The sequence below is a fragment of the Streptomyces sp. NPDC048462 genome, assembly GCF_043200175.1.
In the GTDB taxonomy this organism is placed as follows: domain Bacteria; phylum Actinomycetota; class Actinomycetes; order Streptomycetales; family Streptomycetaceae; genus Streptomyces.
Genome location: NZ_JBICXG010000007.1, coordinates 279,511 through 293,571 on the forward strand (window position 1 = coordinate 279,511; position 14,061 = coordinate 293,571).

The following is a 14,061-nucleotide window of genomic DNA, read 5'->3' on the forward strand; positions in this document are numbered from 1 at the left end:
ATTTCTTAGTCGATCAACCGACTAGTACGACAATCATCCCGGTTTGAAGGAGTTCAGCATGCACATTTCCGCTTCCGTCCGTTCCCGCAGTCTCCGTGCGGGTGGCGCCGTGGCCGCCGTAGTCGCCATCGCCGGAGCGACGCTGGCTGGGGCCTCCGCCGCCTACGCCATCCCCGGCGACAGCGGCGACATCGATGTCCGCTCGGTCGGCTGGAACTCGCGCGGCGGCGACGGAGTCGAGGTCTGCAAGTTCGTCCTCTCCGCCAGCAACTTCGAGTCGCTCCCGGCCGTTCCCTGGACGATCACCGCGCAGCCCCCGACCGTTCCCCCGGGCGACACCCTGCAGAGCACGCTGCCGCTCGTGAACGGCTCGGCGCGCAGCCAGCAGTACCTGCTCCCGGAGGGCACGTACCAGCTGGTGTGGATCGTCCCGGCGGGCCCGAAGCAGAAGAGCTTCCGGGTCGACTGCTCCAAGCCCGGCAACAACGGCGGCCGTGCGGACGGCGACAGCCGTGACTCGTCCGTGGGGGCCTCCGAGTCGAACTACGACAAGCCGTCCGGTGGGGTGCCCGCCGGCGGCGGTGGCGTGCCGGACATGATGGACGCCGGCTCCGAGAGCGACTGGAACATGGGGACCACCGCCGCGCTGGCTGCAGGGACGGCCGGAGCCGCGGGGCTGATCATGGTCCGTCGAGCCGCACGCCGCCGTGCCCGCAACGAGGCATAGGGCCCACAGCCGACGGCGACGGCGAAGGCGACGGGGGCCGAGCCGGGCGTGCCGTCTCACGATGACACTGGGCGTGGTCTCCTCGCTGCTGACCGGCATCGTCTGGGCGAGTTCGGACTCGTCCGAGGACCTGTCGGCCGCCGCTCACGGGGGCGACTCCGCAGGCGGCGGCGATCTGCCGGTGCGGCGGGGCCCGGACGCACCCCTGTCGCCCTCACGACCGGTGAAGATCGCGGTACCCGGCATCTTCATCGAGGCCCCGGTCCTGGGTCTCGGGCTCGACGGCAAGGGGCACCTCGGTGCCCCGCCCCTGAACAAGCCGAGGGTGGTGGGCTGGTACCGGAACGGGCCGTCACCCGGAGACGCGGGAACCTCTCTGATCGTCGGTCACCGCGACACCGAGACAGGGCCGGCGATCTTCCTCAACCTCAACGCACTGCACCGGGGCGACACGGTGAAAGTCACCCGGGCGGACCGGCGGACAGCGGTGTTCGCCGTCGATGAGGTCAAGACCTATACGAAGGACAAGTTCCCGGACGACAAGGTGTACGGAAGCACCGACCGTCCGGAACTCAGACTCATGACGTGCGGCGGACGCTTCGACAAGAAATCCGGCTACTCGGCCAATGTCGTCGTCTTCGCACACCTGAAGTCACTGAAGAAACAGCCGGCCTGAAGGCCGGCAGCGGTCGGGAGCGGCTGGTACCTCGGGGGCGAGGTACCAGCCGTCCGCGCGTCCGGGGCCTCGCCACCAGTGGTACGGCGGCGGCGTGTCAGGCGGCCGAGGCGCGCAGCACCGCCAGCAGAGCGGTGGCGGCCGGGGCGGGGTTGAAGTCGCTCCAGGCCAGGTACTCGATCCGGGTCGGGCCGTCCGTTACGGGGATGGCTGCCGCGGGGGCGTCCGGGGACAGGACCGCGGGTGGCAGCAGGGCCACCGCGAGGTTCTGTCCGACGAGGTCGAGGATCAGGGCGGGGGACATCGACTCGAAGGTCACGTCCCGCTGGATGCCCGCCGCCTCGAACGCGAGATCGCTCTGGGCGCGGCCGGGGGTGCCGGCCGGGAAGTCGACGAAGGTCTCCCCTGACAGATCGGCCAGGCGCAGGCGGCGTCGGCCGGACAGGTGGTGCTCCGGCGAGACGACGGCGACGAGCCGGGCCCTGGCCAGTTCGAGCGTGCGGATGCCCGTGGGGGCGGCGTTCTCCGGGAGACCCAGGACGGCGAGGTCCACCGTGCCGGCCTCAACGGCGGAGATGAGCTCGTCGCTGCCCGCCGTGCGCAGGGTGACGCGGACGGCCGGGTGGGCCCGGTGAAAGGTGCGCAGCGCCCGGGGGATGTCGAGGGCGGTGACCGTCGGGACGATGCCGAGGGCGACCGGGCCGCGCAGCTCACCGACGGCCGCCGTGGCGTCGGCGGCCGCACGCTCGGCGGCCTCCACGCTCGCCCGCGCGGAGGGCAGGAACGCCTGGCCCGCCGAGGTGAGCTCGACCCTTCTGCTGGTACGCGCGAACAGGCGCACCCCGAGCTCGTCCTCCAGGGCCTTGATCTGGTGGCTCAGCGCCGACTGGACCACGTAGCACTGCTCGGCGGCGCGCGTGAAGTTCCGGGTCTCTGCCACGGCCAGGACGTATCGCAGTTGACGCAGTTCCATCCATCAATCTTGCATCGTGATCGGTGTGATGAAAACCATGTGTTGGACTCATGGGTGGGGCGGGCCGAGAGTGGTGTGGTGACCACGACGACAGTTCGTCCGACACCGGCATCCGCGTCACCGGCCCGGCGAGCCGGGCTCACCATCGCCACGGCCTTCGCACCGGCGGTGTGGGGTACGACCTACATCGTCACCACCGAACTGCTGCCGCCCGGCTCGCCCCTCTTCGCAGCGCTGATGCGCGCACTGCCGGCCGGCCTGCTCGGGCTCCTCATCGCGCGCACCCTGCCGCGCGGGGTGTGGTGGTGGAAGGCCGCGCTCCTCGGCACCCTGAACATCGGGGCCTTCTTCCCGCTGCTGTTCATAGCCGCCGAACGTCTCCCCGGCGGGGTGGCCGCGACGCTCGGGGCCTGCCAGCCGATCCTGGTGGCGCTCCTCGCCGTCCTGGTCCTCTCCGAGCGGCCGTCCCCGTGGCGCCTCGCCTGGGGCGTCGTCGGAGTCGCGGGCGTCGGGCTCGTCGTGCTCGGCCCCGGTGCGGGCCTCGATCCCCCCGGGATTCTCGCCGGGCTCGCCGGGGCCGCGGCCATGGCCGGTGGCGTCGTGCTCACCAAACGCTGGGGCCGCCCGGAGGGTGTCAGCGCGGTCGGGTTCGCGAGCTGGCAACTCACGGCGGGCGGGCTGGTGCTGCTGGCTCCCGCGCTGCTCGTCGAGGGCGTGCCGGGCGGGGTGGACGGCCGGGCCGTCGCCGGGTACCTGTGGCTGGGCACGTTCGGCGGGCTGATCGCGTACACCCTCTGGTTCAGGGGACTGCGCACGCTCCCGGTCACCGCGACCGCCCTCCTCGGGCTGCTCTCGCCCCTGGTCGCCGCCTCCCTCGGCGTGCTGCTGGCCGGAGAGGGCCTCGATCCCGTCCGGATCGCCGGCTTCGCCCTCGCCCTCGCTGCCCTGGCAGCCGGGCAGTTCACTCCCGTACTCCGTCTCCGTGCCCGGAAAGGGACCGCTTCATGAACATCACCGTCCTCGGCGCCACCGGAATGGTCGGCTCACGGCTCGTCACCGAAGCCGTCTCGCGCGGCCATCAGGTGGTCGCCGCCTCCCGGCACCCGGACGAGACCTCGGCCACCGCCGTTACCGCCGTGACCGTCGATGCCGGGGCCGCGCAGGAGTCGCGCGGCGCGGCTCTCGACGCGGCTCTCGGCAAGGCCGACGCCGTGCTCCTCGCCATCCGGCCGGCGCCCGGGGACGAGGCCTCGATCGCGCCGCTCACCTCTGCCGTGCTCGACGCGACCGGCCGGGCCGGTATCCGGCTGCTCGTCATCGGCGGGGCGGGGCCCCTGAGGTCGCCGCGCGATCCCGAGCTGCTCGTGATCGACGACCTGGACCACGTCCCCGCCGCCTGGCGGGCCGTCGCGGCAGCCAGTACGACCCAGTTGCGGGCCTGCCGCGAGCACGTGAACGGCGACTGGGCCTACCTCAGCCCGCCCGCCGTCCTCGAACCCGGCACCCGTACCGGCGCCTACCGCCGTGGCACCACCACGCTGCTGAGCGAGCCCGACGGCACCTCACGCATCAGCGCCGAGGATCTCGCCGTCGCCGCGCTCGATGAGATCGAACACCGCGGTACGGACAGGCACTTCACCGTGGCGCGGCGCCAGGAGTGACGCCCTGCGGCTCAGGACTGGCTGATCTCGGCCGAGAACCAGTCCACGCTCATCCCCGCGCCGGAGGTGATGTCGGCCCCGGGGGAGGTGCAGCCGCAGACCTTGTCCGGATACGAACCGCCGATCGCCACATCGAAGATGGCGAAGTACCCGTGGTCGACGGCGGCCTTCCAGGTCGCGTCGGACACCTCGTTCTGGTTCACCGCGAAGGTCTGGACACCGTCCAGGTAGAAACGCAGCTGCTCGGCCGCCGTGTCCCTGCGGTCGACGATCACGGAGTACGTGTGGTAGCCGGTCTGGCAGCCGTCGCAGGCCTGCAGCCCGCTGCTGATGCCGTCGGGATCGTGGCACTCACCGGCCCATTGACCGCAGTGGAAGGTGGTGGAGCGCTGGCTGAGCGCGTTGACGTCCTCCATGATGTCCAGCTCGCCGATGCTCGGCCAGTTGGTGGCCCCGGCCGGGCGGGCGTCGGCGCCCATCGCCCAGAAGGCCGGCCAGTAGCCGAGCCCGTTGGCCGGGTCGGGCTGCTTCAGGGAGGCGCTGAGCTGCATCTGCCCACCCGCCGGTGCCGCGAAGTCGGTGCGCTGGGTCTCCACCCGGCCGGACGTCCAGTGTCCCGAGGCGTCCCGTATGGGCTTGATCACCAAGTGGCCGGAGCCGTCCTGGTAGACGTTCTCCGTCGAGTCCGTCGATGTCTCGATCTCACCGGTGCCCCAGTTGGCCGCGCCGCCGGGGTAGCTGGTGCCCGTGTCGTAGAGCCAGTCGGCCGTGTCGAGGCCTGTTCCGCTCGCGCCGTCGAAGTCGTCCCTGAACATGGTGGTCCAGTCGGCGGCCGCGTGCGTTCCCGCCGCCGGTTCGCCGGCCGAGGCGGTGCCGGAGAGCCAGGCGGGGCCCGCCAGGCCCGTGAGTCCGGCCAACGGCAGACAGAGCGCGGCGAGTACGGCCGGCAGACGCCGTCGGGGGCGGCGTCGGGGGGCGGGGGAGGAGCCTGGAAGCCGGGCGAAGAAAGCGATCCTGTTCATGTGGGCTGCTTTCGTGGGGTGGGGGGAGCGGCGATTGAGAGCGCTCTCAACCGCCATGCGATTGACTGTCGGGCACGGCGGCTGACCCCGTCAAGGTGCTTGCCGCGTTCACTGCCTGAAGCCAACTCGACCGGGAGATGAGCCAGTTGCGGCACGAAGTCGTGTTCCGGCGCTCGCCCGACGACGCTTTTTCTCTCCCCCGCTCACGGGCCGCCGGCTCAGGGCTTGCGGCCGATTCCGCAGACCGCGTGGCCCCGTAGGACGTCCGTGCCGTCCGTACCCGGGTCGGGGCGCCAGGCCGACGTTCTGACGATGCCCGGCTCGATGATCTCCAGGCCGTGGAAGAAGCCGGCGATCCGTTCCGGGCTGCGCAGGTGGTACGAGCTCGCCGAGTTGGCGTTGTACGTCTCGATGGCCTGGTTCAGCGTGTCGCTCGTGTCGGTGCCGTCGCTCAGGGCCAGGTGGCTGCCCGGCGCGAGCGGCTCCGTCAGCCGGTCGACGAGCGTCCACGGATCGTCCTCGTCCGGCAGCTGCCCCATGATCCCCAGCATGGTCAGACCGACCGGGCGGCTGAAGTCCAGCGTTCCGGCGGCTTCTTCGAGGATCAGGTCGACGTTCTTCACGTCGGCGTCGATGTACGCGCAGGCGCCCTCGGGAGAGCTGGTGAGCAGGGCGCGGGCGTGGGTCAGCACGAGTGGGTCGTTGTCGACGTAGACGATCCGGGAGTCCGGCGCCACCCGCTGGGCCACCTCGTGCGTGTTGTCCGCGGTGGGCAGGCCGGCGCCGATGTCCAGGAACTGGCGTATCCCGGCCTCCACGGCCAGGTAGCGCACGGCGCGGGCGAGGAAGGCCCGTTGGAGGCGGGCGATGTCCGCGATGTCCGGGAACATCCGTAGGATCAGGTCGCCCGTCTCGTGGTCGACGGTGTAGTTGTCCTTGCCGCCGAGGAGGTAGTTCCAGACGCGGGCCGAGTGCGGCCGGTCCGTCTGCAGCCGGTCGGCCGGGGGCTGCTCAGATGGTGTGCTCATGGCCAGAGCCTCACATACGGCACGCGGCCGCCGCACGACTTCGATCATTGCCGTGGGCCGCCCCCGGTACTGCCTGAGCCCATGACCTCTGTACGGGTCGCCGGCCCCGGCCGATACCATTCTCCGTGACCGAATCCCTGACCGAGACGACGGACGAGGCCGATGAGCCCGCCCCCCGCGCCCGGATATTCGCCGACCTGACCCCGCTGCGGACCTCCCCCGACTACCGGCGGCTCTGGTTCGGGAACACGGTCTCCTGGGTCGGGCAGGGTATGACGGCGCTCGCCGTCTCGCTCCAGGTGTACGACCTCACCGGGTCCGCGTTCTCCGTCGGGCTGATCGGGTTCTGCTCGCTGGTGCCCCTGGTCGTCTTCGGGCTGTACGGCGGGGCTGTCGCGGACACCGTCGACCGGCGCAAGCTGGGACTGGTCAGCGCCTTCGGGTCGTTCGCGCTCTCCGTCGCACTGGTGGGGATCACCGTCGCCGGGGTGGAGCGGGTGGGGCTCCTGTACGGGGTCGTCGCGCTCCAGGCCGTCTGCTTCGCGCTCAACTCACCGGCCCGCAGCTCGATGATCGCCCGGCTCCTGCCGGCCGAACAACTGCCCGCCGCCAACGCGCTGAACTCCATGACCAGCACCACGGGCGGGCTCGTCGGACCGATGCTCGGCGGGCTCATCGTCGGCTGGTGGGGGTACCGGGCCGCGTACGGCATCGACGCCGTGACCTTCACCGCCTCGCTGTACGCGATGTGGCGGCTGCCCTCGATGCTGCCGGACCGGGGCGAGGGCGCCGCCGGGAGAGCGAAGCGGGCTTCGGTGATGGACGGGCTGCGGTTCCTGGGCACCCGGCCCAACCTGCGGATGACCTTCTTCACCGACATGTGCGCCATGGTGCTGGCCAACCCCCGCGCACTGTTCCCCGTCGTGGCCGTCCTCTGGTACGGGGGCGACGCGAAGACCACCGGACTGCTGGTCGCCGCCCCGGCCCTGGGCGCACTGCTGGGCGGGGTGTTCTCCGGCTGGCTGGGGCGGATCCGGCGGCACGGGCTCGCCGTGCTCTTCGCGGTCGCGAGCTGGGGCACCGCCATCGCGGTGTTCGGGCTGACCCGGCAGCTCTGGCTCGGGCTCGTCTTCCTGGCGCTCGCGGGGGCCGCCGACACCACCTCGATGGTCTTCCGCAACACGATGCTCCAGGCCGCGGTGCCGGACGACATGCGGGGGCGGCTGCAGGGCGTGTTCATCGTCGTCGTGGCGGGCGGCCCCCGGCTCGGGGACTTCCTGGCCGGGTCGGTCGCCGATCTGGTCTCGCCCGGTGTGGCCGTCACCGGGGGAGGGATCGCCTGCGTGGCCGGGGTGCTGCTGCTGGCCCTGCGGTGGCCCCGGTTCGCGCGCTACGACGCGCACCGTCCCGAGGCCTGAGGCGTCTCGCGGACCGGGGCAGGCAGGCCGGCCGCCACTCAGGCCACGTCCGTGACCTTCGGCATCTCGCCGCCCGTCGTCGTCCCGTCGATCAGCGAGAACGGCGCGCCCTGCGGGTCGGTCAGGGCCGCGAACCGGCCGAACGGGATGGTGAGCGGGCCGAACCGGAGCTGGGCCCCGAGCGCCTTGGCCTTCGCCACGGCCGCGTCGCAGTCCGCGACGGTGAAGTACACGTTCAGGTACGGCGGCACCTCCGGGGGGAAGTCCTCCGTCATCTTCATCCGGCCCAGCACCGGGTCCGCGCCCAGGTCGTAGAGCGTGAAGTCGACCGCGTCGTCCGCCACCCGCTTCACCCCGTACCCGAACACGGCACGGAAGAAGGGGTCCGCCTTCTCCGGCTCCCGGGTGAAGACCTCGGCCCAGCTGTAGGCGCCCGGTACGTTGCGCGCGCCGAACCCCTCGTGGCTGCCCGCCTGCCACACGCCGAACGCCGTCCCGCCCGGGTCACGGGCCAGCACCATCGTGCCGAACTCCCCGACCCGCATGGGCTCCACCAGCACCTCGCCGCCGTTCTCGCGGATCTTCGCCGCGGTGGCGGCGGCATCCGGCGAGGCGAGGTACAGCGTCCAGGCGGCCGGTACCTCCTGGCCGGGCATCGGAGGCATCAGGGCGGCGACCGCCTTGCCGTCCACGTACGCCTGGGTGTAGTTGCCGAACTCGGGCAGCGAGTCGCCGTAGGTCCAGCCCAGCAGCTCACCGTAGAAGCGCTTCGCGCCCTCGATGTCACCGAACGTCGCATCTGCCCAGCACGGAGTGCCCTCTGATTCTGCGGCCATGACCTGGCCTCTTTCCTCACTCGAAGACGTGTCCCTGAGCCCGTCGCGGGCTGTCCCCTTTATTACGCTATCGACCCCTCGCTTCCTGTGCGCGTCGAGCCCGTGTCCGCGCCCGGCGGCGGGCCGGCCCTCACGACGGAGCGGGCGACGCCCAGCTCCACCAGGTCCTGCGGGCGCAGCCGCAACTGGTCGGCCGTGGCGTGCACCTGGTCCGGGGAGCGCTTCAGGATCGCCGCCGCGAGCTCCGGGGCGATCACCGAGAAGTAGCTGTCGGCGGTGACGTGGGTGTTGCCCGGTGCGGCCAGGGCCAGCGCGCCGCCCGAACCGCCCTCGCCGATCACCAGGGTCGTGACGGGAACCCGGGCGGCCGCGATCGCCGCGAACGCGTCCGCGATGGCCGCGCCCGCACCGGCCCGTTCCGCCTCGGCGTCGTTGGCGGCGCCCGGGGTGTCGACCAGGGTGAGGACGGGGATACCGAGCCGGTCGGCCAGTCTGATCACCCGGGCCGCCGTGCGGTAGCCGGCCGGGCGGGTCGCGGTGCCGCACTGGGCGACGTACGCGACCGGCCGCCCCCCGCTTGCCCCGCCCGTTCCCCCGGCCCCCGCACTTCCTTCATTCCCCTCATTCCCCTCGTTCCCCTCGCGCAGCCCGAAGCCGCAGAGCAGCCCGGGGTCCGTCCCCCCGCAGCGGTCCCCGCTGAGCGGTAGCCGTATACCGAAGTAGGCGTCCAGATACGCCTCGGCGCGCGGCCGTGACGCGGACCGGGCCCGGAGCACCGCGTCCCAGCCGGTGGGCGGGAGCCCGGTCCGGGAGAGCGCGGCGGGCACCGGGGCGGGTGCCGGGGGTGCGGCGGCCGGGCGGGTCAGCGCTCCCAGCCAGTGCCCCAGGGCCGCGGCCAGCTCCTCCGGCGGGACGATCGCGTCGATCTGGCCGGCCGCCAGCTGGCCCTCGGCGGTGTACGCGGCCGGGTCCGCGCCGGGCGGCCGCACCCGGGAGCCGGCGAAGCCGACCTGCGCCCCGGGCAGCGCGAGGATCACATCGGCGCCCGCGCCCAGGGTCGCCCAGCCACCGCCGGTCGTCGGGTCGCGCAGGACCGCGAGCTGCGCCGGACCGGCCGCCCGCAGCCGGGCCGACGCGGCGGCCACCCGGTGCAGCTGGGTGAGCGCGATCATGCCCTCCTGCATCCGGCTGCCGCCCGTGGCGATCAGCGAGACGAGGGGGAGGTGCCGGGTCGCGGCCTCCTCGTACGCCGCCTCCAGCCGGTCCCCGGTGCGCTGCCCGAGCGAGCCGCCCAGGAAGCCGAACTCGAAGGAGACCAGTACGCAGCGGTGGCCGCCGACGGTGGCGAGGCCGTGCACGACGGACTCCCGTTCGCCGGTGCGGGCGGCGGCCCGTGCCCGGGAGTCCGCGTATCCGCTCCAGCCGAGCGGGCCGTCGGCCGAGGTGTCCTCGCGCGGTGCGGTGGACTCGGTGAAGTCGGCGGTGACGGCGGCGATCGCCGCACGGGCCGAGCGCCGGTCAGCCATGGAGCGACCGCTTCATGATCTTGCCCAGGTCGTTGCGCGGCAGCGCGTCCAGGTAGCGGACGGTGCGCGGCCGCTTGTGCGGGGAGAGCTGGGCGGCGACATGACCGGCGAGTTCCTCGGCCGGGGGCGGTGAGCCGGGGTCGGCCGGGACCACCCAGGCGACGATCCGCTCGCCCAGGTCCGGGTCCGGTTCGCCGGTGACGGCGGCCTCGCGGACGCCGGGGTGATCCAGCAGGGCGTTCTCGATCTCGCCCGCGCCGATCTTGTAACCGCCGCTCTTGATCAGGTCGGTGGCCTTGCGGCCGACGATCCGTACGTACCCGTCGGGGTCGAGCGTGGCCATGTCCCCGGTGCGGAACCAGCCGTCGGCGGTGAGCGCGGCGGCCGTCGCGTCGGGGCGGTTGAGGTAGCCGGTGAACAGGTTCGGGCCGCGCACCTGGATCTCGCCGATGGACGCCGGGTCGGTGAGGGCGCTGCCGTCCTCCTCGACCAGGCGGAGTTCGACGCCGCGCAACGGGCCGCCGACGGTGCCGGGGCGCGGTTCGCCGTCGGCCCGTACGCCCGTGTTCATGAGCGTCTCCGTCATGCCGTACCGCTCGATGACCCGGCGGCCGGTCGCCGCCGCGATCCGCTCGTGGTCGTGGACCGGCAGCGCCGCCGAGCCGGAGACCAGCAGCCGGGCGCCCGCGAGGGCCTTCGTCAGCCCGACGGACGCGGTGGGGTCGGCAAGCGCTTCCGCGATGCGGTGGTACATCGTCGGCACACCGAACAGCATCGTGCCGCCCGACTCCAGCTCCCGGGCCACGCCCTCGGTGGAGAACCGCCCGAGGTGGCGCACCGAACCGCCGCGCCGCAGCGGGCCCAGGATGCCGAGGATCAGGCCGTGCACGTGGAACAGCGGCAACGCGTGGACCAGGACGTCGTCGCCGGTCCACTGCCAGGCGTCCTCCAGTGCGTCCAGGGTGGCGGCGATGGCCCGGCGCGGCAGGACCGCGCCCTTGGGCGGGCCGGTGGTGCCCGAGGTGTACACGATCAGGGCGGGGGACTCGGGGGAGGGCTCGGGGAAGGAGGCGTCGGAGGGCTGCGGCGCGGCGGCCGTGTCCACGTCGACCCGGGTCAGCGAGGCCAGTGCGGGCGGCAGTACGTCACCGGCCGCCGCCAGCACCGTGGAGGGCGCGCTGTCGGAGACGATGTGGGCCAGCTCCCGTTCGCCCGTCTTCGGGTTGAGCGGTACGGCGGGCACCCCCGCTCTCAGCGCGGCGACCACCGCGACCACGGTCTCCGGGGCGGGGGTCGCCCAGACCGCGACCCGGCCGGCCTGTGCGATCCGGGTGGCGAGCGCGTCCGCCGCCGCGGCCAACCGGCCGTAACCGAGCGACTGTTCACCGAACCGGACGGCTTCGCGGGTGGCCGGCGAACCGGCGGGGTCCTGGAGTGCAGGCAAGAGTGACATCACTCTGCGAACCCTAGATAAGTGAAGCGCTTCCGTCCTTGGAACATGTCCCGCAATCGGTGCCGGATGGCTGTACGGGGCATCCGGCGGGGATTTGGATACGACCTTGACAAATTAATTTTGCGTTGCCAGCATGCAAAAAGTTCACTCCGGCAGGGCATCTCGGCGCGACACCAAGTAAGAACCTCGCCGCCCCTCCGGCAGTACACGCACGTCGCAAAGCGCGACAGCGCCTTGCCTGACAACCCCACGCACCGTCAGGAAGGAAGCGTTCATGCCTCTGTCCCCACCCCTGTGGTCCAGGGTCCTCACGGCCCTCACCCTGGTGGCCACCGGCGGTCTCGCCGCCGGTACCGCCGTGGCCGCGCCCGCAGCACCCACCGTGCGGCACATCCGGGCCGAGATTCCGGCCGCCGACTACCAGCAGGTCCAACTGGCCCTCGGGCCTGATGAGTTGGGTGAGGCCATGTCCCTCGCCGTGCTCCCGGACAAGTCGGTCGTCCACACCGCCCGGGACGGCACGGTCCGGCTGACCGACGCCGCCGGGACGACGAAGACGTCCGCCAAGCTCAGTGTCTACACGCATGACGAGGAGGGGCTGCAGGGCGTCGCGGCCGACCCGGGCTTCGCCACCAACCGCTATCTCTACCTCTATTACTCACCCGTACTGAACACCCCGGCCGGTGACGCCCCGGTGACGGGCACCGCCGCCGACTTCGAGGCCTGGAAGGGCCACCTGAACCTGTCCAGGTTCACGATGAAGGCCGACGGCACCCTCGACACCGCGAGCGAGAAGGTCCTCCTCGAAGTCGGCAACGACCGGGGCCAGTGCTGCCACGTCGGCGGTGACATCGACTTCGACGCCGCCGGGAACCTTTACCTGACCACCGGCGACGACACCAACCCCTTCGAGTCGGCCGGTTACGCGCCGATCGACGAACGCACCGAACGCAACCCGCAGTTCGACGCCCAGCGTTCCTCCGGCAACACCAACGACCTGCGTGGCAAGCTGCTGCGGATCAAGCCGACCGCCGACGGCGGCTACACCGTCCCGGCCGGCAACCTCTTCGCCCCCGGCACGGAGAAGACCCGCCCGGAGATCTACGCGATGGGCTTCCGCAACCCGTTCCGGATGTCCGTCGACAAGCCGACCGGCACCGTCTACGTGGGCGACTACGGCCCCGACGCCGGCACCACCGACGCCGACCGGGGCCCCGGCGGCCAGGTCGAGTTCGACCGCGTCACCGGCCCCGGCAACTTCGGCTGGCCGTACTGCACGGGCACCAACACCACCTCGGAGGCGTACAACGAGTACACCTTCCCGAGCGGCCCGTCCGGTGCGAAGTACGACTGCGCGGGCGGCCCGGCCAACAACTCCTTCCGCAACACCGGCCGGCCGAAGCTGCCCGCCGTGAAGTCCGCCTGGATCAAGTACGGCGGTGACTCGGGCACCCCGCCCGAGTTCGGCGGCGGTTCCGAATCGCCGATGGCCGGACCCGTCTACCACTACGACGCGGACCTCGACTCGGGCGTGAAGTTCCCCGAGTCCCTCGACGGCCGCTTCTTCGCCACCGAGTACGGCCGTAAGTGGATCAAGCCGATCGAGGTGAAGGCCGACGGCTCACCCGGGACGATCGACACCTTCCCGTGGACCGGTACCCAGGTCATGGACTCCGCGTTCGGCCCGGACGGCGCGCTGTACGTCCTGGACTACGGCACCGGCTCCGGCAACCAGGCGCTGTACCGCGTCGAGTACCTGGCGGGCAGCAACCGCTCCCCGGTCGCCAAGGCCGCCGCGGACCGCACCTCCGGACCCACCCCGCTCGACGTCGCCTTCTCGGCGGCCGGCAGCGCGGACCCCGAGGGCGGGGCGCTGAGCTACGCCTGGGACTTCGGTGACGGCGCCACCTCCACCGACGCCGATCCGAACCACACCTACACCACCGCCGGAACCTTCAACCCGACCCTCACGGTCACCGACCCCGACGGGCTCACCGGCACCGCCAGCCTCGTCGTGACGGCAGGCAACACCGCCCCCACGGTCACCCTCACCACGCCCGCCGACGGGAAACTCTTCTCCTTCGGTGACTCCGTGCCCTTCACCGTCACGGTCACCGACCCCGAGGACGGCGCCGTCGACTGCTCGAAGGTCAAGGTGACCTACCTCCTGGGCCACGACAGCCACCGCCACCAGATCACCTCGAAGAACGGCTGCTCCGGCACCATCGACGTACCCGTCGACGGCGAGCACGACAGCGCCGCCAACATCTACGGGGTCTTCGACGCCGAGTACACCGACGCCGGCGGGCTCACCGGCCACGGTGACAGCATCCTCCAGCCCCGCCACCGGCAGGCCGAGCACTTCGCCGCCCAGTCCGGCGTCGAGCCCGCCCAGCACGGAGCGGCGGAGGGCGGCGCCACCGTCGGCTTCACCGACAACGGCGACTGGATCTCCTTCGAGCCGTACGCCCTCGCCGACGCCACCGGCATCTCGGCCCGGGTCTCCTCCGCCGGTCCCGGCGGCACGCTCGAGGTGCGAGCGGGTTCCCCCACCGGCACCCTGCTCTCCACCCTGACCGTCGCGCCCACCGGTGACTGGGAGACCTTCACCGACGTCTCGGCGGACGTGAGCAACGCGCCCGCGGGCACCACCGAACTCTTCCTCGTCTTCAAGGGGCCCACGGGCCAGGGGAACCTGTTCGACTTGGACGCCTTCACCTTCGAGACGGAGGGGTGAGCCG

The 14,061-nt window shown here is 72.1% G+C and carries 12 protein-coding genes; 6 read left to right on the forward strand and 6 right to left on the reverse strand.

The genetic code is table 11. The features are described 5' to 3' along the window. Positions 1–58 precede the first annotated feature (58 nt). Both ACGFU6_RS15545 and ACGFU6_RS15550 read left to right on the forward strand, forming a co-directional pair. Positions 59–727, forward strand: coding sequence for a hypothetical protein (locus tag ACGFU6_RS15545; protein ID WP_393611120.1), 669 nt, complete (start codon positions 59–61; stop codon positions 725–727). A gap of 61 nt (positions 728–788) precedes the next feature. Continuing rightward, positions 789–1,403 (forward strand): class F sortase, encoded by a 615-nt coding sequence (locus ACGFU6_RS15550; protein ID WP_393611122.1) that lies wholly within the window; start codon positions 789–791, stop codon positions 1,401–1,403. 97 nt (positions 1,404–1,500) lie between these two features. Here the strand turns inward: ACGFU6_RS15550 and ACGFU6_RS15555 are convergent, their stop codons facing one another. After that, positions 1,501–2,376, reverse strand: coding sequence for a LysR family transcriptional regulator (locus tag ACGFU6_RS15555; protein ID WP_393611123.1), 876 nt, complete (start codon positions 2,374–2,376; stop codon positions 1,501–1,503). 75 nt (positions 2,377–2,451) lie between these two features. On the opposite strand from ACGFU6_RS15555, the gene ACGFU6_RS15560 reads away from it, so the two are divergent. Together ACGFU6_RS15560 and ACGFU6_RS15565 are read left to right on the forward strand one after the other, a co-directional pair. Further along, the gene (locus ACGFU6_RS15560) at positions 2,452–3,384 is read left to right on the forward strand and encodes an EamA family transporter (RefSeq protein WP_393611224.1); all 933 of its coding nucleotides are present in this window, start codon (positions 2,452–2,454) and stop codon (positions 3,382–3,384) included. Next, on the forward strand, positions 3,381–4,037 hold the full coding sequence (locus ACGFU6_RS15565) for an NAD(P)-dependent oxidoreductase (protein WP_393611125.1): 657 nt from the start codon (positions 3,381–3,383) through the stop codon (positions 4,035–4,037). The genes ACGFU6_RS15560 and ACGFU6_RS15565 overlap by 4 nt, the downstream gene beginning before the upstream one ends. Before the next feature lie 11 nt (positions 4,038–4,048). Here ACGFU6_RS15565 and ACGFU6_RS15570 read toward each other — a convergent pair whose 3' ends face one another. Both ACGFU6_RS15570 and ACGFU6_RS15575 read right to left on the reverse strand, forming a co-directional pair. Continuing rightward, on the reverse strand, positions 4,049–5,059 hold the full coding sequence (locus tag ACGFU6_RS15570) for a glycoside hydrolase family 16 protein (RefSeq protein WP_393611127.1): 1,011 nt from the start codon (positions 5,057–5,059) through the stop codon (positions 4,049–4,051). Between the two features lie 218 nt (positions 5,060–5,277). Further along, entirely contained in the window at positions 5,278–6,087 is an 810-nt protein-coding gene (locus tag ACGFU6_RS15575) for an SAM-dependent methyltransferase (RefSeq protein WP_393611129.1), read from the reverse strand. Between the two features lie 125 nt (positions 6,088–6,212). On the opposite strand from ACGFU6_RS15575, the gene ACGFU6_RS15580 reads away from it, so the two are divergent. Beyond that, the gene (locus ACGFU6_RS15580; protein WP_393611131.1) at positions 6,213–7,505 is read left to right on the forward strand and encodes an MFS transporter; all 1,293 of its coding nucleotides are present in this window, start codon (positions 6,213–6,215) and stop codon (positions 7,503–7,505) included. A 38-nt stretch (positions 7,506–7,543) separates the two neighbouring features. Here the strand turns inward: ACGFU6_RS15580 and ACGFU6_RS15585 are convergent, their stop codons facing one another. The 3 genes from ACGFU6_RS15585 to ACGFU6_RS15595 form a co-directional block, all read right to left on the reverse strand. Beyond that, the gene (locus tag ACGFU6_RS15585; RefSeq protein ID WP_393611133.1) at positions 7,544–8,341 is read right to left on the reverse strand and encodes a VOC family protein; all 798 of its coding nucleotides are present in this window, start codon (positions 8,339–8,341) and stop codon (positions 7,544–7,546) included. A gap of 62 nt (positions 8,342–8,403) precedes the next feature. After that, the gene (locus tag ACGFU6_RS15590; RefSeq protein ID WP_393611135.1) at positions 8,404–9,867 is read right to left on the reverse strand and encodes a carboxyl transferase domain-containing protein; all 1,464 of its coding nucleotides are present in this window, start codon (positions 9,865–9,867) and stop codon (positions 8,404–8,406) included. Beyond that, positions 9,860–11,320 (reverse strand): acyl-CoA synthetase, encoded by a 1,461-nt coding sequence (locus ACGFU6_RS15595; RefSeq protein WP_393611136.1) that lies wholly within the window; start codon positions 11,318–11,320, stop codon positions 9,860–9,862. Before ACGFU6_RS15595 ends, ACGFU6_RS15590 begins: the two co-directional genes overlap by 8 nt. A gap of 274 nt (positions 11,321–11,594) precedes the next feature. Between ACGFU6_RS15595 and ACGFU6_RS15600 the strand changes: the two genes are divergently transcribed. After that, positions 11,595–14,057 (forward strand): PQQ-dependent sugar dehydrogenase, encoded by a 2,463-nt coding sequence (locus ACGFU6_RS15600; RefSeq protein WP_393611138.1) that lies wholly within the window; start codon positions 11,595–11,597, stop codon positions 14,055–14,057. Positions 14,058–14,061: the final 4 nt, after the last annotated feature.

Excerpts from the sequence above, each read along its gene's own strand:
- ACGFU6_RS15555 (WP_393611123.1), bottom strand. The coding sequence starts at position 2,376 with ATGGAACTGCGTCAACTGCGATACGTCCTGGCCGTGGCAGAGACCCGG.
- ACGFU6_RS15590 (WP_393611135.1), bottom strand. The coding sequence starts at position 9,867 with ATGGCTGACCGGCGCTCGGCCCGTGCGGCGATCGCCGCCGTCACCGCC.
- ACGFU6_RS15565 (WP_393611125.1), top strand. The coding sequence starts at position 3,381 with ATGAACATCACCGTCCTCGGCGCCACCGGAATGGTCGGCTCACGGCTC.
- ACGFU6_RS15570 (WP_393611127.1), bottom strand. The coding sequence starts at position 5,059 with ATGAACAGGATCGCTTTCTTCGCCCGGCTTCCAGGCTCCTCCCCCGCC.
- ACGFU6_RS15600 (WP_393611138.1), top strand. The coding sequence starts at position 11,595 with ATGCCTCTGTCCCCACCCCTGTGGTCCAGGGTCCTCACGGCCCTCACC.
- ACGFU6_RS15585 (WP_393611133.1), bottom strand. The coding sequence starts at position 8,341 with ATGGCCGCAGAATCAGAGGGCACTCCGTGCTGGGCAGATGCGACGTTC.
- ACGFU6_RS15575 (WP_393611129.1), bottom strand. The coding sequence starts at position 6,087 with ATGAGCACACCATCTGAGCAGCCCCCGGCCGACCGGCTGCAGACGGAC.
- ACGFU6_RS15550 (WP_393611122.1), top strand. The coding sequence starts at position 789 with ATGACACTGGGCGTGGTCTCCTCGCTGCTGACCGGCATCGTCTGGGCG.
- ACGFU6_RS15595 (WP_393611136.1), bottom strand. The coding sequence starts at position 11,320 with ATGTCACTCTTGCCTGCACTCCAGGACCCCGCCGGTTCGCCGGCCACC.
- ACGFU6_RS15545 (WP_393611120.1), top strand. The coding sequence starts at position 59 with ATGCACATTTCCGCTTCCGTCCGTTCCCGCAGTCTCCGTGCGGGTGGC.